Annotated in this window: 22 protein-coding genes; all 22 read right to left on the bottom strand. The window is 67.7% G+C overall.

From position 1 onward, the window contains the following. Nucleotides 1–54 precede the first annotated feature (54 nt). Nucleotides 55–2,034 (bottom strand): chemotaxis protein CheA, encoded by a 1,980-nt coding sequence (locus tag HFK18_RS15880; protein ID WP_180166991.1) that lies wholly within the window; start codon nt 2,032–2,034, stop codon nt 55–57. A gap of 45 nt (nt 2,035–2,079) precedes the next feature. Next, nucleotides 2,080–2,445 carry a response regulator gene (locus HFK18_RS15885; RefSeq protein WP_025878971.1) on the bottom strand — a complete coding sequence of 122 codons (366 nt, stop codon included), beginning with the start codon at nt 2,443–2,445 and terminating at the stop codon, nt 2,080–2,082. After that, nucleotides 2,442–2,750: an STAS domain-containing protein gene (locus HFK18_RS15890; protein WP_100465280.1), complete on the bottom strand. Its 309-nt coding sequence runs from the start codon at nt 2,748–2,750 to the stop codon at nt 2,442–2,444. The genes HFK18_RS15885 and HFK18_RS15890 overlap by 4 nt, the downstream gene beginning before the upstream one ends. Before the next feature lie 84 nt (nt 2,751–2,834). After that, the gene (locus HFK18_RS15895; RefSeq protein ID WP_180166992.1) at nt 2,835–4,064 is read right to left on the bottom strand and encodes a chemotaxis protein CheW; all 1,230 of its coding nucleotides are present in this window, start codon (nt 4,062–4,064) and stop codon (nt 2,835–2,837) included. Then, complete coding sequence (locus tag HFK18_RS15900) at nt 4,061–4,843, bottom strand: ParA family protein (protein ID WP_180166993.1); 783 nt, start codon at nt 4,841–4,843, stop codon at nt 4,061–4,063. The genes HFK18_RS15895 and HFK18_RS15900 overlap by 4 nt, the downstream gene beginning before the upstream one ends. 4 nt (nt 4,844–4,847) lie before the next feature. Further along, a complete protein-coding gene (motD, locus tag HFK18_RS15905; protein ID WP_180166994.1) occupies nt 4,848–5,861 on the bottom strand; it encodes a flagellar motor protein MotD in 1,014 nt (337 codons plus the stop codon). Nucleotide 5,862: 1 nt separating this feature from the next. After that, a complete protein-coding gene (locus tag HFK18_RS15910; RefSeq protein ID WP_180166995.1) occupies nt 5,863–6,603 on the bottom strand; it encodes a flagellar motor protein in 741 nt (246 codons plus the stop codon). Nucleotides 6,604–6,728: 125 nt separating this feature from the next. Beyond that, nucleotides 6,729–8,573, bottom strand: coding sequence for a chemotaxis protein CheA (locus tag HFK18_RS15915; RefSeq protein WP_180166996.1), 1,845 nt, complete (start codon nt 8,571–8,573; stop codon nt 6,729–6,731). Between the two features lie 2 nt (nt 8,574–8,575). Next, a complete protein-coding gene (locus HFK18_RS15920; RefSeq protein WP_025878978.1) occupies nt 8,576–9,181 on the bottom strand; it encodes a protein phosphatase CheZ in 606 nt (201 codons plus the stop codon). Further along, the gene (gene cheY / locus HFK18_RS15925) at nt 9,181–9,573 is read right to left on the bottom strand and encodes a chemotaxis response regulator CheY (protein ID WP_006365466.1); all 393 of its coding nucleotides are present in this window, start codon (nt 9,571–9,573) and stop codon (nt 9,181–9,183) included. Before cheY ends, HFK18_RS15920 begins: the two co-directional genes overlap by 1 nt. Before the next feature lie 19 nt (nt 9,574–9,592). Further along, nucleotides 9,593–10,336, bottom strand: coding sequence for an RNA polymerase sigma factor FliA (locus tag HFK18_RS15930; RefSeq protein ID WP_025878979.1), 744 nt, complete (start codon nt 10,334–10,336; stop codon nt 9,593–9,595). After that, nucleotides 10,333–11,220 (bottom strand): P-loop NTPase, encoded by an 888-nt coding sequence (locus HFK18_RS15935; RefSeq protein ID WP_025878980.1) that lies wholly within the window; start codon nt 11,218–11,220, stop codon nt 10,333–10,335. The genes HFK18_RS15930 and HFK18_RS15935 overlap by 4 nt, the downstream gene beginning before the upstream one ends. Continuing rightward, nucleotides 11,207–12,826, bottom strand: coding sequence for a flagellar biosynthesis protein FlhF (gene flhF, locus HFK18_RS15940; protein ID WP_180166997.1), 1,620 nt, complete (start codon nt 12,824–12,826; stop codon nt 11,207–11,209). The genes HFK18_RS15935 and flhF overlap by 14 nt, the downstream gene beginning before the upstream one ends. Nucleotides 12,827–12,971: 145 nt before the next feature. Then, nucleotides 12,972–15,074 carry a flagellar biosynthesis protein FlhA gene (gene flhA, locus HFK18_RS15945; RefSeq protein ID WP_100465286.1) on the bottom strand — a complete coding sequence of 701 codons (2,103 nt, stop codon included), beginning with the start codon at nt 15,072–15,074 and terminating at the stop codon, nt 12,972–12,974. Continuing rightward, nucleotides 15,071–16,201: a flagellar biosynthesis protein FlhB gene (flhB, locus tag HFK18_RS15950; RefSeq protein ID WP_033831035.1), complete on the bottom strand. Its 1,131-nt coding sequence runs from the start codon at nt 16,199–16,201 to the stop codon at nt 15,071–15,073. The genes flhA and flhB overlap by 4 nt, the downstream gene beginning before the upstream one ends. An 85-nt stretch (nt 16,202–16,286) precedes the next feature. Next, complete coding sequence (locus tag HFK18_RS15955) at nt 16,287–18,413, bottom strand: bifunctional diguanylate cyclase/phosphodiesterase (protein WP_180166998.1); 2,127 nt, start codon at nt 18,411–18,413, stop codon at nt 16,287–16,289. 162 nt (nt 18,414–18,575) lie between these two features. Further along, nucleotides 18,576–19,367: a flagellar biosynthetic protein FliR gene (fliR, locus tag HFK18_RS15960; RefSeq protein ID WP_089241001.1), complete on the bottom strand. Its 792-nt coding sequence runs from the start codon at nt 19,365–19,367 to the stop codon at nt 18,576–18,578. 16 nt (nt 19,368–19,383) lie between these two features. Then, nucleotides 19,384–19,653 (bottom strand): flagellar biosynthetic protein FliQ, encoded by a 270-nt coding sequence (locus tag HFK18_RS15965; protein WP_005413254.1) that lies wholly within the window; start codon nt 19,651–19,653, stop codon nt 19,384–19,386. Between the two features lie 77 nt (nt 19,654–19,730). Beyond that, a complete protein-coding gene (gene fliP, locus HFK18_RS15970) occupies nt 19,731–20,510 on the bottom strand; it encodes a flagellar type III secretion system pore protein FliP (protein ID WP_180166999.1) in 780 nt (259 codons plus the stop codon). A 1-nt stretch (nt 20,511) separates the two neighbouring features. Beyond that, the gene (gene fliO / locus HFK18_RS15975; protein WP_180167000.1) at nt 20,512–20,919 is read right to left on the bottom strand and encodes a flagellar biosynthetic protein FliO; all 408 of its coding nucleotides are present in this window, start codon (nt 20,917–20,919) and stop codon (nt 20,512–20,514) included. Then, on the bottom strand, nt 20,916–21,251 hold the full coding sequence (gene fliN, locus HFK18_RS15980; RefSeq protein WP_089241007.1) for a flagellar motor switch protein FliN: 336 nt from the start codon (nt 21,249–21,251) through the stop codon (nt 20,916–20,918). The genes fliO and fliN overlap by 4 nt, the downstream gene beginning before the upstream one ends. Continuing rightward, nucleotides 21,248–22,252 (bottom strand): flagellar motor switch protein FliM, encoded by a 1,005-nt coding sequence (gene fliM, locus HFK18_RS15985; protein WP_025878989.1) that lies wholly within the window; start codon nt 22,250–22,252, stop codon nt 21,248–21,250. The genes fliN and fliM overlap by 4 nt, the downstream gene beginning before the upstream one ends. Between the last annotated feature and the right edge of the window lies 1 nt (nt 22,253).

Consider the following 22,253-nt stretch of genomic DNA (forward strand, 5'->3'; position numbering starts at 1 on the left):
AAACAAAAACCGCCGCCCCTGAGGGCGGCGGTCAGGCACAGCGCGTGGAGCGGCTCAGGCGGCCTGCGGTACCCGCAGCGAACGCACCAGGCCGCCGATGTCGACGATCAGGGCGACGCGGCCGTCACCCAGGATGGTGGCGCCGGAGACACCGCCGATGCGGCGATAGTTGTTCTCGATGTTCTTCACCACCACCTGCTGCTGGCCGACCAGTTCGTCCACTTCCAGCGCGATCTTCTGGCCATCGCCTTCAACCACGACCACCAGCGATTCACTGCCCGGGGCGCGCTGGCCATAGCCGTAGTACTCGCTCAGCGACAGGATCGGCAGGTATTCGCCGCGCACGCGCAGCACGCGGCCTTCGCCGGCCATGCTGCGGATGTCGTCGGGCTGCGGCTGCAGTGCTTCAAGCACGTAGGCAAGCGGCAGGATCAGGGTTTCGCCGGCCACCGCCACGGTCATGCCGTCGAGGATGGCCAGGGTCAGTGGCAGCCGGATCAGCGTACGGGTGCCGGTGCCGAGGCCACTTTCAATCTGCACTTCGCCGCCCAGCGCCTGGATGTTGCGGCGGACCACGTCCATGCCCACGCCGCGGCCGGACAGGTCGGTGACCGCATCGGCGGTGGAGAAGCCGGGCTGGAAGATCAGGTCCCAGACCTGCGAATCGGTGGGGTTGTCCGGCACGGCCAGGCCGCGTTCGTGCGCCTTGGCCAGGATCTTCTCGCGGTTCAGGCCGCGGCCGTCGTCGCTGACTTCGATGACGATGTGGCCGCCCTGGTGCGAGGCCGCCAGGGTGATCGTGCCGGTCTCGTCCTTGCCGGCATCGCGACGCACGTCCGGCATTTCCAGGCCGTGGTCGATCGAGTTGCGGACCAGATGCACCAGCGGATCGGCGATCTTCTCGATCAGGCCCTTGTCCAGCTCGGTGCCTTCGCCGATCGTGCGCAGGCGCACGTGCTTGCCGAGGCGGCCGGACAGGTCGCGGACCAGGCGCGGGAAGCGGCGGAAGACTGCGTCGACCGGCAGCATGCGCACGCCGATCACCGCTTCCTGCAGGTCGCGGGTATTGCGTTCAAGCAGCTCCAGGCCAGCGAACAGGCTCTCGGCATGGACCGGGTCCAGCGCGTGCGAGACCTGCTTGAGCATGGCCTGGGTGATGACCAGTTCGCCGACCAGGTTGATCAGCGCATCGACCTTGTCGACGCTGACGCGGATGGAGGTTTCCGCTTCCTGGCTGGCGCCGGTGCTGGCCGTCGGTGCGGCAGCGGCAGGCGCGGGGGCAGCCACTGGCGTGGGGGCCGGCGCCTGGGTGGCGAGGCTTGGCGGTGCGGCCGGACGGATGTCCAGTTCGCAGTCGTCCAGCACCCAGGCGAAGGTGTCTTCGATCTTGCTGCGCGGCACCTTGCCGACCAGGCCCAGGTCCCACGCAAGGTGGGCTTCGAGCGGGTCGAGCTGGGCAAAGCCGGGCAGGCGATCCATGCGTGCGGCCACCTGCAGCGAACCCAGGTGTTCCAGTTCGCGGATGATGCGCAGCGGGTCGTTGCCGCTCATGAACAGCGACGGCGCCGGGGCGAAGCCGATCTGCCAGGCTTCCGGCGTGTCGTCGACCTGGCTGGCGGCAGCAGGTGCGGCGGCGGCGGGTGCCTGGCCGGACAGCACCGATTCCAGGCGCGCCTTCACCGCAGCAACCGCTGCGGGATCGGCGGGCTGGCCGTGCTCGGCTTCACGCAACAGGGCACGCAGCACGTCCACCGACGACAGCATCGCATCGACGGCGTTGCCTTCCAGTGCGCGCTTGCCGGCACGCAGCTCATCCAGCAGCGTCTCCAGCACGTGGGTCAACCCGGCGATGGCATCGAAGCCGAACGTGCCGGCGCCACCCTTGATGGAGTGGGCGGCACGGAACACCGAGTTGATGATCTCCGGGTCCTGTTGTCCCGATTCCAGGGCCAGCAGGCCAGCCTCCATGGCGTCGAGGCCTTCGCGGCTCTCCTCGAAGAAAGTGGCGTGGAAGCGTTGCAGGTCCATGCTCATGGCAGTGGCGATCCGGAAGCGAAGAGGGGGAGCAGTGCGGGGCGATCAGCCCAGCACTTTCTGCACGGTGGCGACCAGCTGTTCGGGATTGAACGGCTTGACCAGCCAGCCGGTGGCACCGGCGGCCTTGCCTTCGGACTTCTTGTCCGCGGCCGATTCGGTGGTCAGCATCAGCATCGGCGTGAACTTGTAGTCCGGCAGCTGGCGCAGTTCGCGGATCAGCGCGATGCCGTCCATGTTCGGCATGTTGACGTCGGTGACCACCGCATTGAAGCGCTGGCCCTTGGCACGTCCGAGCGCGACCGCGCCGTCTTCAGCTTCTTCGACGGCAAAACCGGCCGAGGTGAGGGCGAAGGAAACCATCTGGCGCATCGACGCCGAATCGTCCACCACCAAGATACGTGCGCTCATGCAGCGTTCTCCACAGATTTCAGGTTGTCATGGGTTACGTCCAGGCCCAGGGCCTGGGTGACGCCCAACAGGCGTGCAGCGTCACGGAAGGTTGCAGTGCAACCGTGGAAGCCAGTGCCCAGGCCTGCCTCGCGGCGGGCCTGTACGAAGGCACACAGCACCTGCACGCTGGCGGTATGGATGCGACCGACCTGGCTTGCATCCAGGGTCAGCTCGCCTGCTTCCGCCACCAAGGGCGAAAGGCGGTTCTTGAGCTCGGTGCTGCTCTCGATGCCGAGATCCTCACCCAGTTCGACAGTGCTCATCGTTGCTCCGGACAAACGGTTCCAGCATTCATAACGGCACTGCGGGGCGGTTCTTTAGGGGTGTGATCGGTGCGAAGCGCCGATTCACCCCAGCAGCTGCGTGGCGTCGAGCAGGATCATCGGCCGCTGGCTGATGCGGGCCACGCCGCGGAACAGGTCATTGGAGATCTGGCAGATGCGGGCGGTATCGGGCGGTTCGATCTGCGAGTCGGTCAGGTTGGCGACGTCCTCCACGGCCGACACACGCAGGCCCAGGGTCTCGCCGTTCTCTTCGAGCACGACGATGCGGGTCTGCGCGTCATCCTCGGCGGACGCCGCGCCCAGGTGCAGGCCAAGATCCATCACCGGCACCACCTGGCCGCGCAGATTCATGATGCCGAGCATTTCCGGGGCGGTACCGCGCAATGGCAGCAGTGGCACCGGCAGCACCACTTCCTGCACCTTCAGCAGCTCCAGCGCGTAGGCCTGGGTACCGCAGCGCAGGCGCAGCCAACGTGAGGTGCGTTCGCCGGCGCGGCGGTTCTGCGGGTGCGGGCTGCTGGCGGGCTGATGCGCCTGGGCCTGCAGCTCCTGCCAGGTGCCGGGACGGTTGCTGGATGGGGTGTCCACCGCGACCCGCGGCGGCGGTGCGACGGCGGCGCGGGCCATCGACGGCATCGGCGCCGGCGCGGGGCGTACTGCGGCCTTGGCAGCGGCCGGGGCGGCGATGGCAGGAACCACCTCGCCGTCGGCGGCGGCTTCGAAAGCGGCCTGCAATCCTGGGCTGTCGGTGTGCGCGAGGCTGTCGGCGGCGTCGGTTTCGTAGATCACTTCGTCCGGCAGGTCATCCCAGGTCGGTTCCGGCATAGGCGGTGCGACGGGGGCAACGGCCACGGGCGCAGTTTCATGGATGACATCTGCCGGCAGATCGTCCCAGGTCGGCTCGCGCTCCGCGTCGGCCGCAGGCGCGGTAGCGGCGTCGAAGGCGGCCTCGAGGGAGGCGTCGTCACTGGCAGGGGTGCCCGCGACGGTGTCGGTTTCGTAGATCACCTCGGCCGGCAGATCGTCCCAGGTCGGCTCGCGCTCGGCGTCGGTTGCAGGCACGGTAGCGGCGTGGAAGGCGGCCTCGAGCGCCGCATCGTCGCTGGCCGGGGCGGCCGCGACGGTGTCGGTTTCGTAGATCACTTCGGCCGGCAGATCGTCCCAGGTCGGTTCGCGCTCGGCGTCTGCTGCTGCGCTCGTCGGGCGGGGCGCGGCGTCAGCGGCGACCGGTGCCACGGCAATGTCGCCGAGCAGTTCGTCCAGATAGTCGTCGAGCATGCCGGTGGTGTTCATGCCGCCTGCTCCAGGGCGCGTGCGTCCTCACCAAGGATCCAGTTCAGCGCGCGGCGATAGGCCGCCAGGCCACGGCCCGGGTAGTCCTCGCCGATGCTCGGCAGGGTCAGCCCGGCCGCGTTGCTGATGCGGGTGTCGATCGGAATCGCATCTTCCCAGACGCGGCTTGCGTGGCGGTCCTGCATGGCGCGCAGTGATTCATTGCCGGTGCGGGTGCGGCGGTCGAACAGTGTCGGCAGGATCGAGATCGGCAGCGGGCGGCGGCGCGAACGCTCGACCATCTCGCCGGTGCGGACCATGCCATCCAGGCCGTGCAGGGCCAGCGGCTCGGCCTGGGTGGGGATGATAAGGCGATCGGCCGCGGCCAGCGCGTTGATCATCAGCAGGCCCAGGGTCGGTGCGCAGTCCAGCAGGATGTAGTCGTGCTGTCCCTGGTGGCGGGCGAGGGCGTTCTGCAGGGCCAGGCCCAGGCCCGGCTGGTTGGCGCTGCGTCGTTCCAGCGTGGCCAGCGAGGCCTGCGCGCACACGTAATCCAGCCCGCCGATGTTGCTGGCGTGGCTGAGCGTGGACAGGTCGGCCGGTGGTGCGCCGAACAGTTCCAGCACGCCGGTCGGTGCCGGTTCGATCGGTACACCGAAAGCGCGGGTCAGCGAGGCATGCGGATCGAGATCGATCAGCAGCACGCGATGGCCGAGCGCGGCCAGGCCGCGACCGAGGGCGAGGGTGGTGGTGGTCTTGCCGACTCCGCCCTTCTGGTTGGCGACTGCCCAGATGCGCATCGGATTACTCCTTCATTGCCGGGGGAACGGCGGCGCCGACACGGCTGCCAGCCGGCACCGGTGGCAACTGCACCGGTGCGATGGGGGAACTGGAGGTGGTGGCCGGTGCTGCGGCGGCCTGTTCGCTCGCGTTGCGGGTGGCCCCGGTCGCGGCATTCAGGCGCTCGCCCAGCGGGTCCACCGAATGACTGGTGTCGGCCAGGATGATGACCATCACCCGCCGGTTGCGGTTGCGGCCCTGCGCGCTGTCGTTCTCTTCGCGTGGGCGGAACTGGCCGTAGCCCACCATCGCCAGCCGTGACGGCTGCACGCCCTGGTCGGCAAACAGATGCACGACGCTGGCCGCGCGACCGGCCGACAGTTCCCAGTTGGACGGGAAGGTGGCGGTGGCGATCGGCACATTGTCGGTGTGGCCTTCCACGCGCACGCTGTTGGGCACGTCGCGCAGCACGCCGGCCAGGCTGGCCAGGGTGTCGCGCGCATGCACGTCCAGCGCTGCGGAGCCGGTCGGGAACAGGATGTCGCTGTTGATTTCGACTTCGATCCACAGTTCGGTGCGGCGCACGCTGATCATGCCGCGGTCGATCAGCGGTGCCAGCGCTGCGGTCAGGCGGTCGGCGATGCTGTTGAGCTGACGCTCGGCACGCGCGATCTGCTCCTGGTTGTGCACCGACACCGGCATGCGCATCTGCGAGGCCATCGCCGGCAGCAGGGTGGGGTCGTGCGACGGCGCCGGAGCAGACGGCCCGATCTTGGTGCCGGACTTGATCACCGATGGGCTGTCCCAGCCACCGCCCTGCACCTGCTTGTTGCCGACCTGCACCGGATTGATGGTGCGCGGCGCACCACCGAAGGCATCGGTGAGGGCGTCGGCCATGATCCGGTACTTGCCCTCGTTGACCGAGGAGATCGCGTACATGACCACGAAGAAGGCGAGCAGCAGCGTCATCAGGTCGGCATAGGGGATGGCCCATGCTTCGTGGTTGGCGTGCTCTTCGTGGTGCTTGCGGCGGGCCATGTCAGTGCAGGAAGCCGGAAAGGTTGGTTTCGATGTTGCGCGGGTTCTCGCCCTGGGCGATCGAGATCAGGCCTTCGATGACCATTTCGCGGTCGCGCGAGTTGTGGGCGATCACGCCCTTCAGCTTGGCGGCGATGGGCAGGAACAGCAGGTTGGCCGAGGCGATGCCGTAGATGGTGGCGGTGAACGCCGCGGCGATGCCGTGGCCGAGCTTGCTCGGATCGGCGAGGTTCTTCATCACCGCGATCAGGCCGAGCACGGCGCCGATGATGCCCAGCGTAGGCGCATAGATGCCCATCGCCTCGAATACCTTGGCGCCGGCCTGATCCTGGTGTTCCTGGCTGCCGAGTTCGATTTCCAGCATGTGCCGGATCGATTCGGGTTCCACACCGTCCACCAGCAGTTGCAGGCCCTTGCGCAGGAACGGATCACGCTGCGCTTCCACCTGCGATTCCAGGCCGAGCAGGCCCTGGCGGCGGGCGATGTTGCTCCATTCCACGATCTGCTGGATCAGTTCGCGACGGTCGCTGTGCGGCGGGCGCACGACCCAGCGCACGATCTTGAACGCATGCTTGAATACCGCCGGCGCGGTATGCAGCAGGATGGCGGCGATGGTGCCGAAGATGACGATCACAAACGCCGCAGGCGACCACAACGACGCCAGGCCGGCGCCCTTGAGGATGCTGCCACCGACCAGCGAGGCCAGGGCGAGGAAAAGTCCAATGAGGCTGAGTCTATCCATGGGTCCGGTATCGGCTTGTATGAATGGGACTTGAGACACCGGGAGAATCTGGTGTAACGGAGTTCACAGTTTCCTGTGTCGCCGGGCTGGCCCGGCGCTGTTGCGTGTCGCGTTCAGGAATCGGGTCAGTCGTGTGGGCTGCGCAGTCCGTCCACGTCCAGGATCAGGGCCATGCGACCATCGCCGATCAAGGTTGCACCGGCGTAACCGCGCAGGCCGCGCAGGGCCTTGGGCAGTGGCTTGATCACCACTTCCTCGCGCCCGCGCACCTGGTCCACCACCAGCCCGAAGCGTGCTTCACCGGCCTGCAGCACGACGATGGTCAGCAGCGGCGAGGCGGCCGGCGTCACATCCAGCCATTGCCGCAGGTCGACCAGCGCCAGCGTGTGCGAGCGACGGTCCAGCACGGCGCGGCCGTCGAACCAGCCCAGCGAGGTGCGCGGCGCATGCAGCACTTCCATCACGCGGGCCAGCGGCAGTGCGTAGACGTCTTCGCCGGCCTGCACCAGCAGGGTCGGCAGGATCGCCAGGGTCAGTGGTACGCGGATCATGAAGCGGCTGCCGCGGCCCAGTTCCGACTGGATCTGGATCTGACCGCTCAGCTCGCGGATGCGCGACTGCACCACGTCCATGCCGACGCCGCGGCCGGAAATGTCGGTGACCTGCTGCTTGGTCGAGAAGCCGGGCAGGAACACCAGATGCAGGCATTCCTCGCTGCTCAGGCGGGCAGCGGCTTCCGGATCGATCAGGCCCTTCTCGCGTGCCTTGGCGCGCAGCTTTTCCGGATCGATGCCGGCACCGTCGTCCTGCACTTCGATGCTGACGTAGTCGCCTTCCTGCTGTGCCGACAGGCGCACATGGCCCATCCGTGGCTTGCCCTGCGCTTCGCGCAGTTCCGGCGTTTCCACGCCATGGTCGATGGCGTTGCGGACCAGGTGCACCAGCGGGTCGGCCAGCGCTTCGACCAGGTTGCGGTCGAGCTCGGTCTCGGCGCCGATCAGTTCCAGGTCCACTTCCTTCTTCAGCGAACGCGCAACGTCGCGCGCCACCTTCGGGAAGCGCGAGAACACCTTGCCGACCGGCTGCATGCGGGTGCGCATCACCGCCGACTGCAGGCGCGCAGTGGCGATGTCCAGCGTCGACACGGCGCGGTCCAGCTCTTCATCGCGCAGGCGTGCGCGCAGCGTCTTCAACCGGTTTCGTGACAGCACCAGTTCGCCGATCAGGTTGACGATGGCATCCAGGCGCTTGGTATCCACGCGCACGGTGTGTTCGGCTTCGGCGACGGGCTTGTTGGGCGCCGGCTTGCTGGCAGTTGGCGGGGCAGGCGAGGGCGCCGGTCGCGGTGCCGGTGCGGCGACAACCGCTGCGGTGGCGTTGCTGCCCGGGGCGGCGCCACCATGCAGCTGGTCGAGCAGCGCCTCGAACTCGTCTTCGCTGATCATGTCGTCGGCTTTCTTCACCGCCGGTGCTACGGTCGTCGGCGCCTTGCCGCCGTGCAGCTGGTCGAGCAGGGCCTCGAATTCGTCGTCGGTGATCAGGTCTCCAGCGCCCGCATTCGGCGTCGCGGCCGAAGGTGCAGCCGCGCCACCGCCATGCACATCGAACTGGGCGACCAGTTCGGGCGGGGCAAAGCCGGGCTCGGAACCCGATGACACCGCGTCAAGCATCGACTGCAGGTAGTCCAGTGACTGCTGGGCGGCATCGAAGTGATGCGCCTGCAATACGGCCTGGCCGGCACGCACGGCGCCCAGCGCTTCTTCAGCGGCGTGGCACAGTTCGACCATCGCGGTGATGCCGAGGAAACCTGCGCCGCCTTTCAGCGTGTGGTAGCCACGGAACACCGCGTTGAGCTGTTCATTGTCCTGCGGTGCCTGTTCCAGCGACACCAGCTGTTCGCCGAGGCGATCCAGGATTTCCTGGGCCTCGATGATGAAATCGGCAGTGATGTCGTCGGCTACCGCGCCCATGGTTACAGCCCCAGATCCGACAACAGGTCGTCGGCGTCGTTCTGCGAGACCGCATGGCGGTCCAGTCCCTTCAGTGCCGGCCCGGCCAGTTCCGGGTCGGTGCGATGCTGTTCCGGCGGCAGGCCGAGCGCGCCGAAGCCTTCGTGCACACGGCGGACGATGCCGACCACGCGACGGATGATCTGTCCGGTCAGGTCCTGGTAGCTCTGGGTCAGGGCGATCTCGGTGAGGTTGTGGCGGATGCGGTCGAGCTGCACGTCCTGGCCCGGCTGCAGGCCATCGGCGCGCAGCTGTTCGGTCAGGCTGCGACACTCTTCGGCCAGGTCCAGGGTGCGATGGGTGGCCTGTTCGGTCATCGCCACCACGTGATCCAGGCGCGCGCAGGCGTCGTCAAGCTCGCCGGCTTCATCGGGCACGGTCGGCAGTTCGCCCAGCGCCTGGCCCAGTTCGCGGGCCAGCCGCGAAAGGCCGCTCATCATCGGCTGGGTGCGTAGTGCGACCAAGCCGTCGATGCGCTGGCGCCAAGCCGCTTCGTCGCCGGATTCCAGCGCGTCCAGGGCTTCCTGCAGGCGCAGGGCGAGGGCACTCTTGTCGACCGTGGTATCCATCAAGCGCTGGCCGCCAGGCGTTCGAAGATCTTGCCGAGCTTCTCTTCCAGCGTCTGTGCGGTGAACGGCTTGATGATGTAGCCGTTCACGCCGCTCTGCGCTGCCTCGATGATCTGCTCGCGCTTGGCTTCGGCGGTCACCATCAGCACCGGCAGGGTCTTCAGCTTGGCATCGGCACGGATCGCCTTGAGCAGTTCGATGCCGGTCATCACCGGCATGTTCCAGTCGGTGACCACGAAGTCGAACGGCTGGCTCTGCAGCAACGACAGCGCGGCATGCCCGTCCTCGGCTTCGGCGGTGTTGGTGAAGCCCAGATCGCCCAGCAGGTTCTTGACGATACGACGCATGGTCGAAAAATCGTCGACGATCAGGATGCGCATGTTCTTGTTCAAAGCAGAGTTCCTTTGTTGATCAGCTCTCGAGGCCGGCGTCGGCCGCCTCGAAAATCTTCAGTCGGCCACGCAGGCGCAGGACCGCCTGGCCGTGGATCTGGCAGACCCGCGACTCGCTCACGCCGAGCACTGCGCCGATCTCCTTCAAATTCAGTTCCTGCTCGTAGTAGAGCGACAGCACCAGCTGTTCGCGCTCGGGCAGGTGGCCGATGGCATTGCCCAGCTCGCGGCCGAACTCGCCGCGTTCCAGTACCTGCTGCGGGGTCGGGCCGCCCTGGGCGACGGTGTCCAGCTCGCCCTGGTCTTCAATGCGCGACTCCAGGCTGAGCACCTGCCCGCGCGACGCGTCCTCCATCAGGCGCAGGTACTCGGGCAGCGGCATCTCCATCGCGGCGGCCACTTCGGTGGCGCTGGCGGCGCGGCCGGTGCTCTGCTCCAGGCGGCGGATGGTGGCAGCAGCGTCGCGGGCACGGCGGTGCACCGAACGCGGCACCCAGTCGCCACGACGGATCTCATCGATCATCGAGCCGCGGATGCGGATCGAGGCGTAGGTCTCGAACGAGGCGCCCTGGTCGGCGTCGTAGCTGCGCGACGCTTCGATCAGGCCCATCATGCCGGCCTGGATCAGGTCGTCCACTTCAACGCTGGCCGGCAGGCGCGCGGCCAGATGGTGGGCGATGCGCCGCACCAGGTCCGAGTGCTGGGCGATCACTTCATTGGCCGCCGTGCGCTGGACCTCTCTGTACTGGGCGGCGCCTTTCATGCGGCCACCCCACGCTGCTTGATGATGCGTTCGAGGAAGAACTCGACGCCACCGCGCGGCTCGGTCGGTGCCTGCCAGCGGGCGGTGCGGCGGGCGATCTCGGTGATCGCCAGCGCCGACGGGCTGGACGGATAGGCCTTCACCACCGGCTGCTGGCGCTGCACCGACAGGCGCAGCCAATCGTCCTGCGGCACGCAGCCGAGGTAGTTCAGCGAGACATCGGCGAGGAATTTCTCGCAGACGCGCGTCAGCTTCTCGTACAGCACGCGGCCTTCGTTGGGGTCGCGCACCATGTTGGCCACCACCTGGATGCGGTCCACGCCACGTTCGCGCGACAGCACCTTGATCAGGGCATAGGCGTCGGTGATCGAGGCCGGTTCATCGCAGACCACCACCACGGTGTCCTGCGCGGCCTGGCAGAAGGTCAGCACGCCATCGGTGATGCCGGCGGCGGTGTCCACCACCATGATGTCCAGCTCGCGCTCCAGTTCGGAGAACACGTTGACCAGGCCCACATGCTCGGCCGGGGCCAGCTCGGCCATGTGCCGGCGGCCGGACGCGGCCGGGACCACCAGCACGCCGTTCGGGCCTTCGATGATCACGTCATCCAGGCTGCAACGCCCAGCGACCAGGTCGGCCAGGGTATTGGTGGGGCTCAGGCCGAGGATCACGTCGATGTTGGCCAGGCCGAGGTCGGCATCCAGCAACAGGGTGCGTTTGCCCATGCCGGCAAGCGCCACGGCCAGGTTGGCCGACACGTTGGTCTTGCCGACGCCGCCCTTGCCGCCGGTCACGGCAATCGTGCGCACAGGGCCGAGCGGCTCGCTGCGGGTCGCCGTCAGCGGGAAGGTGGTGGTCAGCTTGGCGTACTCACGCGACGGCATGGTTCAACTCCGGGTTGCAGGGCATATCGGCCGCGCGGCGCAAATCTTCAAGGCGAAGTACAAGATTGGCTGCACTGGCCCGGTGCAGGTCGTCCGGGACGTCCTGGCCGTCGGTCACCCAGGTGATCGGCAGCTTGTGGTCCACCGCCACCGACAGGGCGTTGCCGAAGCGACCGGTCTCGTCCAGCTTGCTCAGCACCAGGCCCTGCAGGTTGGCCGCGCCGAAGCGGCGGACCACCTCGTCCATGTCGCCGAAGCTGGTGTTGGCCGGCAGCACCAGCAGGGTGCGGACCTGGCGGGCGGCGCGCAGCCATTGCAGCTGGGCGGCCAGTGCACGGTCGCGCGGGCCCAGGCCGGCGGTGTCGATCAGCACCAGCTTGTAGTCCTTCAGGCGCTCCAGCAGCTGGTCCAGGTCGGTACCGCTGTTGGCCTCGTGCACCGCGATGCCGAGCTGGCGGCCGTAGCCGTACAACTGTTCACGGGCGCCGATGCGCATCGTATCGGTGGTGACCAGGGCGACATCGCGGGCGGCATGGGCTTCGGCGAAGCGCGAGGCCAGCTTGGCGATGGTGGTGGTCTTGCCGGCGCCGGTCGGGCCGACCAGGGCGATCACACCGCCTTCCTCCATCGGATCGACCGGGGCGATCGGCAGCTTGCGCGAGATGAGCCCCAGCATCAGGCCGCGGCCGCGATGTGCTTCGGTTTCCAGCGGAATCTGCATGGCCACGTCGCGGGCGATGCCGGCGTCGAAGCCGTACTCGTCCATCAGGTCCAGCGCGGTTGCGCGCACCGGGCAGCCGCGCAGGCGCTCATCGGTGAAGCGGTTCATTTCGCGCTCGATCACCTGGCGCATGCCGGCCACTTCCTGGCGCAGGTGGCGGATCTCGGTGTCGTCGGCAACCAGAGTGAGAGCAGGTGCCGGGGCCAGGGTCGGCAGCGGTGCCGGCGCAACTTCCGTCGGCTGCACGGCAACCGGCGCATGGGGTGCTTCGTCTTCGGGCGCTGCGGCGGCCTGGCTGGCAACCGGCAGCGGCGGCGGCGAGACTGCCGGCAGCTGCGCGCTGTCTTCCAGCGGCGGATCGATCTGGAAGCGGGCGCGGTTCACCGCGGCAGCTGCGGCCGGCAAGGGCGCAACGATGGCGTCGGCAAACGGGGCGAAGATCTGTTCCGGCAGCGTCGATTCATTGACGGCGGCACGCGCCAGCGTAGCGGCGAAACCGGTGCTGCCACGGGTCGGCACGATTTCGTCGGCGCTGTCGAGGGTGCGGCCGGTCGCGCCGACGGCAGCGCGGGCGAGGGCGGCGACGGCGGAAGTGGTGGCTGCCACCGGCTCCGGTGCCGGGGTGTTGCTGCGACGGCGGGTGACCGCGGCGATCACCGCGTCGGCGGCGGTACGCGGCTTCGGTGCGGGCGGCGGCGCCACGTCGCGACGCGACGCTTCCAGGGCGCGCTGCACGGCGCTCTCATCGTAGTTGGCGGCTGCCACGATCTCGATGCCTTCCTCGATCCGGCGGTTGGACAGGATCACGGCGTCAGGACCATGTTCCTTGCGCACCAGGTTCATGGCCGAGCGCATGTCGGCGGCGACGAATCGTTTGATTTTCATGCTGTGGTCACGGGACGAAGTCGGCGGAGTGGCGGTCGGAGAACGCGGGTGGTCGGTGGTCTGCACGGTTCGGGTTCCCCTTGGAATCTGTCTGTTGCGAGTGTTTGAAAGTGGTGTCTGTTTTCTGGCGCTTTGCAGGGCGGCGTCAGCTGATCGTTCCGACCAGCTTCAGGCGCTTGTCCTCCGGCACCTCGCTGTAAGCCAGGACCGACAGCGACGGAACGCTGTGGCGGACCAGGCGGGCCAGCGCGGCGCGCACCGGGCCTGGTACCAGCACCACCGCGGGCTCGTTGCGGGCTTCCTGCTTGCTGACACATTCGGCCAGGCTCTGGTGCAGTCGCTCAGCGAGTCCGGGTTCCAGCGCGGCGCCGTTGCCCTGCGTGGACTCCTGCAAGACACGTTCCAATTGCGGGTTGAGGGTGAACACCGGCAGCTCCGCCGACATTCCGGCGATCTCCTGCACGATGAAGCGGCCCAGCGCGGTGCGCACAGCGGCGGTCAGCGTGGCCGGGTCCTGGCTGTGCGGCGCATGTTCGACCAGGGCTTCGGCGATCTTGCGCAGCTGGCGGATCGGAATGCGCTCGACCAGCAGGTTCTGCAGCACGCGCACCACCGCCGACAGCGGCAGCGCCTTCGGCGTCAGATCTTCGACGAGCTTGGGCGCGCTCTTGGCGAGGTTGGCCAGCAGGTGCTGCACTTCCTCGTGGCCAAGCAGTTCCGGCGCGTGCTCGCGGATCAGGTGCGAAAGATGGGTGGCCACCACCGTGGCCGGGTCGACCACGGTGTAGCCCAGAGTTTCTGCCTGGGCGCGCTGGTGCGGCTGGATCCAGGTCGCATCCAGGCCGAAGGCGGGGTCCTTGCCGGCGATGCCTTCCAACGGACCGAGCGCACTGCCGGGGTCCAGCGCCAGTTCGCGGTCGGGATGGATTTCGGCGGTGGCCACCGGCACGCCATGCACCAGCACCCGGTAGCCGTTGGCCGGCAGTTCCAGGTTGTCGCGGATGTGCACCGACGGAATCAGGAAGCCGACGTCCTGGGTGAGCTTGCGGCGCACGCCCTTGATACGCGGCATCAGTTCGCCGCCCTGGTTGCTGTCCACCAGTGAGATCAATCGATAGCCGACTTCCAGGCCCAGCGGATCGACCGGGCGCAGTTCATCCCAGCTCAGTTCCGCCGTGGGCGCGGGGGCGGCGGGGCGGCCCAGCGCGTTCAGTGCGTTGGTTTCGCCTGCCGCGGTGTCGGCCTGCGCCGGCGCCAGGCCCTTGCGGTACACCTTCCAGGCGATGAAGCCGAGGATCGCGGCCAGCGTCAGGAAAGCGACGTTGGGCATGCCCGGCACCAGGCCGACCACGCCGAGGATGCCGGCGGTGATGGCCAGTGCACGGTACTGGCCGAACACCTGGCCGGTCATTGCCTGTGCCATGTCCTGCGAACGCGAGGCACGGGTAACCAGCATCGCCACCGCACTGGAGACCAGCAGCGCCGGCAGCTGCGCCACCAGGCCGTCACCGATCGACAGCAGGGTATAGGTGGCCGCGGCCTCGCCGAACGGCATGCCATGCTGCAGCACGCCCACGGCCAGGCCGCCCAGCATGTTGATGAACAGGATCAGGATGCCGGCGATCGCATCGCCGCGGATGAACTTGCTGGCACCGTCCATTGCGCCGTAGAAGTCGGCTTCCTCGCGGACCTCTTCGCGGCGCAGCTTGGCTTCCTCGCGCGTCAGCAAACCGGCGTTGAGATCGGCGTCGATCGCCATCTGCTTGCCTGGCATGGCATCGAGGATGAAGCGCGCGGTCACTTCCGAGACGCGGCCGGCGCCCTTGGTGATGACCACGAAATTGATGATGGTCAGGATCGCGAACACCACGATGCCGACGGCGTAGTTGCCGCCGATCACGAATTCACCGAACGCGGCGATCACCTTGCCGGCCGCTTCGTGGCCGTTCTGGCCGTTGAGCAGGATCACGCGGGTGGAGGCCACGTTCAGTGCCAGCCGCAGCATGGTGGTGATCAGCAGCACGATCGGGAAGATGGTGAAGTCCAGCGGGCGCTTCACGTAGACCACCGCCAGCAGCACCATCAGCGAGATGGCGATGTTGAAGGTGAACAGGGCATCGAGCACCGGCGCGGCCAGCGGCACCACGACCATGGCCAGCAGGGCCAGCACGATCAGCGGCGCGCCGAGGCCCTGGCGGATCATTTCAAGCGCGCGGCGGGTATTGAAGCTGGAGGCCTGGGCGCTCATGGGCGGCCCCCGTTGCCGAACTCATCAACCTGGATGTGCGGCGTGGACGGCATCGGGCCGGTCCGCCAGCTGCGCAGCTGGTAGACGTAAGAGAGGACCTGGGCGACGGCTGAATACAGTCTCACGGGGATTTCCTTGCCGAGTTGGCCTTCCCGATACAAGGCGCGTGCCAAAGGCGGGGCAGAGACGATGGCGACCTTGTTGCCGTCGGCCACTTCACGGATGCGCAGAGCGGTTTCATCCACGCCCAGGGCGACCACGGTGGGCGCATTCATCGCCCCGCCTTCGTACTTCAGGGCCACCGCATAGTGGGTCGGGTTGACCACCACCACGTCGGCGGTGGGGACCGCCTCCATCATCCGGCGGTTGGCCATCTGCTGCTGCAGCTGGCGGATGCGGCCCTTCACTTCCGGGCTGCCTTCACTCTCCTTCATTTCCCGGCGCAGCTCTTCGCGGGTCATCTTCAGCTTGCGCATCCAGTTCCAGCGCTGGTACGGCGCGTCGATGGCGGCCAGTACCAGCATCGCTCCGGCGGTGGCCAGCAGCAGCCGCAGGGTAAAGCCCAGGCCGTCGCCGATGGCGGTTTCCAGTGGCTGGTGGATCAGCCCGCGCAGGGTGTTGAAACTGGTCCACACGACCATGCCGGCGGCGACGCCGACGAAGGCTACGCGCAGCAGCGACTTGATGAACTCGGCGATGGCTTCGGGGCCGTACAGGCGCTTGAGCCCGCTCATCGGGTTCATGCGGTTGATGTCGGGCATCATCGCCTTGGCCGACCAGCGCAGGCCGCCCATCACCACCGGCGCCAGGAAACTGGCCAGCAGGCAGACCAGCACCAGCGGGGCGATCACCCACATCAGCTGCAGCAGCAGGTCGCCGAAGTGGCCGAACAAGGCCTTGGGGTGCTGGCGCAGGCTCTGTTCGGGGCTGAGCGCATGGCGCATCCAGGCGCTGGCGCCGCTGGCCATCGAGCCACTCATGGCCATCACCGCGATCACCCCGGCGCCGAATACGGCGGCCGTGCCCAGTTCACGCGAGCGCGGCAGGTTGCCCTGTTCGCGGGCGTCGCGCAGGCGTTTTTCTGTGGGTTGTTCGGTTTTTTCGCCGGCGGATTCGTTCTCGGACATCACAGGCACTGCAGCAGGGGATGCCGGGGTGCGTGCAAGAATCGTTCCGTGACGGCGGCGTGGGCCCTCCACGCATGGCGTGGATCTACTGGGCGTTGCGGGGTGGGCCGCTGGCCAGCTCCACCCGTGGCCGCGGCAGGTCGTGCAGCTGCATGAAGCGGGCCGCGTCCACCGGCCGGCCCAGCAGGAAGCCCTGCAGGTAGTCGCAGCCCAGGCGCTCCAGGTAGGCGCGCTGCGCCGCGGTCTCCACGCCTTCGGCGACGATATCCATGTCCAGCGCGTGGCCCAGCGCCACGATGGCCGACACGATCACCACGTCCTCCGCGCTGTGTTCCAGGTCGCGCACGAAGGCATGGTCGATCTTGATCTCGGTGGCCGGCAGGCGCTTCAGGTACAGCAGGCTGGAGTAGCCGGTGCCGAAATCATCGATCGAAATGCCCACGCCCAGGGCGGAGAAGCTCTGCAGCAGGCGCAGGCTGGTATCGGTGTCGCGCATCACGGTGCTTTCGGTGATCTCCAGCACCAGGTTGCGCGGGGCGATCGCGTAGCGCTCGATCACCTCGCGTACGTCCTGCAGCAGATGTGGCGAACTGAACTGCACCGGTGACAGGTTCACCGACATCGTCCAGCCGTCGTGGCCGGCATCGTGCCAGTGCCGCAACTGCTGGCAGGCCTGGTCCAGCGCCCAGCGGCCGATCTCGTTGATCGCACCACTGCGCTCGGCCAGGCGGATGAAGCGGTCCGGCGGAATCAGGCCCTGTTCCGGGTGGCGCCAGCGGATCAGCGCTTCGGCGCCGGCCACCTTCTGCGTGGCCACGCGGATCTTTGGCTGGTAGTGCAGGAACAGCTGCTCGCTGCCGATTGCCCGGCGCAGGTCGGCCAGCAGGCGGAACTGCTGCTCGGCGCTGTCGTTCATCCAGTCGGCAAACAGCACGAACGCGTTGCGGCCCGACTCCTTGGCCTGGTACATCGCCGCATCGGCGAAGGCCATCAGCTGGCGTTCGCTGGCGGCGTGGTCGGGGCAGATCGCGATGCCGATGCTGGCGGTCACCTGCAGCTCGTTGTCCGGCAGCAGCGGGCCGCTGCCCACCGCCTGCAGGATGCGCCGGGCCAGTGTCGGCAGGTCCTCGTCGTGCTCGATGCGCACCACCAGCACGAATTCGTCGCCGCCCAGCCGTGCCAGCATGTCGTGCGGCCGCAACAGCTGGCGGGTACGTTCGGCCACCGCCACCAGCAGCGCATCGCCGGCCTGGTGGCCATAGGCATCGTTGACCTGCTTGAAGCCGTCCAGGTCCATGAACATCACCGCGAAGCGGCTGCCGCCCTGTTCGGCCTCGGCCAGGGCCTGCACGATGCGCCGCTGCAGCAGCAACCGGTTCGGCAGGCGGGTGAGCGGGTCGTGCAGTGCGGCCTGGGTCAGTTCCTGCTGGGCATCGGTCAACGAGGTGCTGAGCAGCGAATTGCGCAGGCGCAACAGCTGTGCCTCCACGCGCTGGTCCAGCCAGGACACCACCAGCACCACCGCCAGGATCGCCACGGTCAGCACCACCACCAGCATCGCCAGCCAGTTGTTCTGCAGGCCATCGCCCGCCGCGGCGCCGCAGACGCTGCCTTCGGGGAAACGGGCGGCGGCCATGCCGGTGTAGTGCATGCCGACGATGGCCAGGCCGAGCAGTCCGGCGGCGGCCAGGCGGTCGCCGATGCGGGTGTGCTGCGCGCGCAGGCGGAAGGCCACGTACAGCGCGGTCCACGACGCGGCCACCGCAACCAGCAGCGACAGCAGCAACCACGCCGGTTGGTAGTCGATGCCTGGCTGCATGCGCATCGCGGCCATGCCCACGTAATGCATGCTGGCGATGCCGCTGCCCATCAGCAGGGCACCACCGGCCAGGCGCGGATGGGGCAGGGTGCGCAGCGATACCAGCCACAGCGCGAACACCGACGAGCCGATCGCCAGTGCCAGCGACAGCAGGGTGATGGGCAGGTCGTAGCCCAGCGGAATGGGCAGGTCGAAGGCGAGCATGCCGATGAAGTGCATCGACCAGATGCCCAGCCCCATCGCAAAGCCGCCGCCGAGGCGCCACCACCAGGTCGCGCCCTTGCCAGGCGCGGTGACGGTGCGCCCGGCCATCGCCAGCGCGGTATAGGACGCCATCACTGCAACCAGCAATGAGGTCGCCACCAGCCACGGGTTGTACGTGCCTTCCAGCATTCGTCAGTCTCCCGGACCTGCCTGTCAACGGAAAAACTACGGTGGGGCATGCGTAAGGCGGGCGACCAGAGGCCGCCGGTTGCAGCGTCCCCCCGGTCGCTGCCCATTCACTCTAACGCGGGCACCGGGGGGGACGGCAAGCAGCAAAACGTGATGACCGCGTCAGCGGGTCACGGCACCCGCAGCCTCGAAGGCGGCATCGAACAGGCGCTGCACCGGCGGGCCCATTTCACCGACCAGCAGGGTCAGCAGGAACAGGCCCAGCAGCAGCGAGACCGGCAGGCCCAGCTGGATCGGATTCAGCGCCGGCGCCGCGCGGGCCAGTACGCCGAAGGCCAGGTTCACCGCCAGCATCGCCACGGTCAGCGGGATGGCCAGGGTCAGCGCCCCTCGCAGCACGGTCAGCAGGAAGGTCGGGGCGATGCTGAAGAAGGCGTGCGGGTCGGGCAGGGGCGCCCCGATCGGCAGGGCGCGGTAGCTGTCCACCACCAGCGAGATCAGCGCCAGATGGCCGTTGGCGGTGAAGAACAGCAGGCCGAACAGCAGATAGAACCATTGGCCGATGACACCGGAGGTGCCGCCGCGCAGCGGGTCGCTCATCTGCGCAAACGCCAGGCCGGTGCCCTGCGCGACCAGTTCGCCGGCCATCGCGCCCGCCTCGAACACCAGCCGCAGCATGAAACCGATGGCCACGCCGATCGCCAGCTCGCGCGCGATGGTCAGCACGGTGGCGGCGTCGAAGCCGGTCCAGTCCGGTACCGGCGGCAGCAGGGGCGCCAACGCAATGGCCAGGGTACCGGCCAGCATCACCCGCACCCGGCCGGGAACCGCGCGGGTACCGATCATCGGCATCGCCATGGCCACCGCGCCGATGCGCAGCATGGTCCACAGCACGGTGCCGATCATGCCGAAGGCATTCAGGCCGTCGGCAGCCATCTGGGTGGCGGCGTCCATCTGCGTGCGCGTCCGTCTAGCCGATCAGGTGCGGAATGCGCTGGAACAGCAGCGTAGTGAATTCGACCAGATGGCCGATCAGCAGGCTGCCCAGTGCGAACAACACCGCAGTGAGCGCTGCGGCCTTGGCAACGAAGGCGATGGTGGGTTCGTTGAGCTGGGTCGCGGCCTGCACCACGCCCACCACAACGCCGACCACCAGGACGGTCAGCAGCAGTGGGCCGGCTACCCATAGCACGGTGATCAGGCCGCCACGCAGTTCGGTCAAGGCAAGTTCGGGAGACATCAGGGTTCCATCGGTAGCGCCGGGCCATGCCCGGCGGTGGTCAATGCGGCGGCCGGCACTGCCCGGCGTCGCGTCTGTCAGGCCGGATTGAAGCTCGCCGCCAGCGTGCCGACGGTCAGCACCCAGCCGTCCACCAGCACGAACAGCAGGATCTTGAACGGTGCCGACACAAGCATCGGCGACAGCATCATCATGCCCATCGACATCAGCACGCTGGCCACGACCAGGTCGATGATCACGAACGGGATGAAGATCAGGAAGCCGATTTCGAAGGCGGTCTTCAGCTCACTGGTGACGAACGAAGCGACCAGCACCGGGAACGGAATCGCATCGGGGTTGGCGTAGGTGCCATGCCCGGCGATGCCGGCGAAGGTCATCAGGTCGGTCTCGCGGATCTGCGCCAGCATGAAGGCGCGCAGCGGCGTGGTGGTCAGCGTCCAGGCGGTCTGGAAGTCGATCTCGCCATTGAGATACGGCGCCATGCCGGTGCTCCAGGCCTTGTCCCAGGTCGGCAGCATGATCATCGCAGTGAGGAACAGGGCCAGCCCCAGCAGTACCTGGTTGGACGGCGTCTGGCCGGTGCCCAGCGCCTGCCGCAGCAGGCCCAGCACGATGATGATGCGGGTGAAGGAGGTCAGCACCAGCAGCATCGACGGGATCAGGGTGATCGCCGTCATCAGCAGCAGCGTCTGCAGCGGCAGGCTGACCGGCGCACCGCCGATCTTGCCGACGTTGATGTCCGGCAGCGGTGTGGTCGGTGCGCCCGGGGCGGCGAACGCCAGCGCAGGCAGCAGGCACAGGGCGATCAGGCTCAGCCACGGCAGCAGGGCGGCAAGACGGGAACGGGTCACACGCATGTCAGGGGTCCTTGCGCAGCCGCTGTTGCAGCAGCTGGGCGAAATTCGGCAGGTTCTTCAGATCGGGTACGCGCACCGGCGCAGGCGGCGGCAGTGGTTCGGGCAAGGTGTGCAGGGCGTTGATGCCGCCTGCAGTCACGCCCAGCAGCAGCTGCTGGCCATTGACCTCGACCACCACCACCCGCTCCTTGGCGCCAACATTCAGGCTCGCCACCAGCTTCATGCCTTCGGCCGGGCGGAAGCCGCTGCCGGGCAGGCGTTTGAGCAGCCAGCCCAGGCCGATGACCAGGGCCAGCACCGCCAACAGGGCCAGCACCGCACCGAACAGGCTCGGTGCGGCCGGCGCATGCTGGCCGATCTGCGGGGCCGTCTTGGCGACGGCCAGCGCGGTGGCGGCGAGCAGGCTCAACGCAGTCTCCGGATCCGCTCGCTGGGGCTGACCACATCGGTCAGGCGCACGCCGAAGCGGTCGTTGATCACCACCACTTCGCCATGGGCGATCAGCGTGCCGTTGACGAACACGTCCAGCGATTCGCCGGCACCACGCTCCAGCTCCACCACCGAACCCTGGTTGAGCTGCAGCAGGTTGCGGATCGGCAGGCGGGCGCGACCGACTTCCAGCGACAGCGTCACCGGCACATCGAGGATCACGTCCAGGTTCAAATCCGGGCCGGTCGCCTCATCGGCCTGCAGGCTGCTGAACTGGGCCGGGGTCGGTTCGAGGGCGTCGATATCGTTCATTGCGGGTCTTCCTGGATGACGGGTACGCGCGGACGGGTGCCCGGCGGATGGGTAGCGGTGATCTTTACGGCGTTCATGCCGTTGGCGACGCCGAACTCACCGGTGAACACCGGGATGTTCTCCACGCACAGCGGCACCTGCGGGCTGAGGTCGATCGGCAGGATGTCGCCGACCTTCAACCGAGTCAGGTCGCGGAGCGTCATGCGCTTGCTGGCCAGCACGCTGGACAGGGTGACTTCGGCCACGTTGAGCTGCTCGCGCAGGGTGCGGCCCCAGCTCTCGTCGCGGTCGTTGCGGTCGCTCTGGATGCCGGCGTCGAGCAGTTCGCGGATGGGCTCCAGCATCGAGTACGGCAGGGTCACGTGGATGTCACCGCCACCGCCGTCGAGTTCGACATGCAGGCGGCACACCACCACGTATTCGCGCGGCGTCACGATGTTGGCGAAGTGCGGGTTGATCTCCGAGTTGATGTACTCGAATTCCACGTCCATCACCGGCGCCCACGCTTCACGCAGGTCGGCGAAGGTCTGCTTCAGCAGCAGGTGGATCACCCGCATTTCGGTGGCGGTGAACTCGCGACCTTCGATGCGCGTGGGGTAGCGCCCGTCGCCACCGAAGAAGTTGTCGACGATGGCGAACACCAGGGTCGGCTCGAACACGATCAGGCCGGTGCCGCGCAGTGGCTTGAAGCGGATCAGGTTCAGGTTGGTCGGTACATACAGCGAGTGCATGTAATCGTTGAACTTGATCAGCTCGATGCCGCGCACGGACAGTTCGGCCGAACGCCGGATCAGGTTGAACAGGCCGATCCGCCACAGGCGCGCGAAACGCTCGTGGACCATTTCCAGGGTCGGCATGCGACCGCGGATGATGCGGTCCTGGCTGGCGAAATCGTAGGAGCGTGCTTCGCCACTGGGGGCGTCCGGCTCGGTTTCGACCGCGCCACTGTCCACGCCATGCAACAGGGCATCGATCTCATCCTGGGACAGCAGGTCATTCATC

The sequence above is a fragment of the Stenotrophomonas sp. SbOxS2 genome, assembly GCF_013416715.1.
GTDB lineage: Bacteria > Pseudomonadota > Gammaproteobacteria > Xanthomonadales > Xanthomonadaceae > Stenotrophomonas > Stenotrophomonas lactitubi.

Coding starts and splice junctions, on each gene's coding strand:
- HFK18_RS15880 (WP_180166991.1), bottom strand. CDS start 2,034: ATGAGCATGGACCTGCAACGCTTCCACGCCACTTTCTTCGAGGAGAGC.
- HFK18_RS15885 (WP_025878971.1), bottom strand. CDS start 2,445: ATGAGCGCACGTATCTTGGTGGTGGACGATTCGGCGTCGATGCGCCAG.
- HFK18_RS15890 (WP_100465280.1), bottom strand. CDS start 2,750: ATGAGCACTGTCGAACTGGGTGAGGATCTCGGCATCGAGAGCAGCACC.
- HFK18_RS15895 (WP_180166992.1), bottom strand. CDS start 4,064: ATGAACACCACCGGCATGCTCGACGACTATCTGGACGAACTGCTCGGC.
- HFK18_RS15900 (WP_180166993.1), bottom strand. CDS start 4,843: ATGCGCATCTGGGCAGTCGCCAACCAGAAGGGCGGAGTCGGCAAGACC.
- motD (WP_180166994.1), bottom strand. CDS start 5,861: ATGGCCCGCCGCAAGCACCACGAAGAGCACGCCAACCACGAAGCATGG.
- HFK18_RS15910 (WP_180166995.1), bottom strand. CDS start 6,603: ATGGATAGACTCAGCCTCATTGGACTTTTCCTCGCCCTGGCCTCGCTG.
- HFK18_RS15915 (WP_180166996.1), bottom strand. CDS start 8,573: ATGGGCGCGGTAGCCGACGACATCACTGCCGATTTCATCATCGAGGCC.
- HFK18_RS15920 (WP_025878978.1), bottom strand. CDS start 9,181: ATGGATACCACGGTCGACAAGAGTGCCCTCGCCCTGCGCCTGCAGGAA.
- HFK18_RS15930 (WP_025878979.1), bottom strand. CDS start 10,336: ATGAAAGGCGCCGCCCAGTACAGAGAGGTCCAGCGCACGGCGGCCAAT.
- HFK18_RS15935 (WP_025878980.1), bottom strand. CDS start 11,220: ATGCCGTCGCGTGAGTACGCCAAGCTGACCACCACCTTCCCGCTGACG.
- flhF (WP_180166997.1), bottom strand. CDS start 12,826: ATGAAAATCAAACGATTCGTCGCCGCCGACATGCGCTCGGCCATGAAC.
- flhA (WP_100465286.1), bottom strand. CDS start 15,074: ATGAGCGCCCAGGCCTCCAGCTTCAATACCCGCCGCGCGCTTGAAATG.
- flhB (WP_033831035.1), bottom strand. CDS start 16,201: ATGTCCGAGAACGAATCCGCCGGCGAAAAAACCGAACAACCCACAGAA.
- HFK18_RS15955 (WP_180166998.1), bottom strand. CDS start 18,413: ATGCTGGAAGGCACGTACAACCCGTGGCTGGTGGCGACCTCATTGCTG.
- fliR (WP_089241001.1), bottom strand. CDS start 19,367: ATGGACGCCGCCACCCAGATGGCTGCCGACGGCCTGAATGCCTTCGGC.
- HFK18_RS15965 (WP_005413254.1), bottom strand. CDS start 19,653: ATGTCTCCCGAACTTGCCTTGACCGAACTGCGTGGCGGCCTGATCACC.
- fliP (WP_180166999.1), bottom strand. CDS start 20,510: ATGCGTGTGACCCGTTCCCGTCTTGCCGCCCTGCTGCCGTGGCTGAGC.
- fliN (WP_089241007.1), bottom strand. CDS start 21,251: ATGAACGATATCGACGCCCTCGAACCGACCCCGGCCCAGTTCAGCAGC.
- fliM (WP_025878989.1), bottom strand. CDS start 22,252: ATGAATGACCTGCTGTCCCAGGATGAGATCGATGCCCTGTTGCATGGC.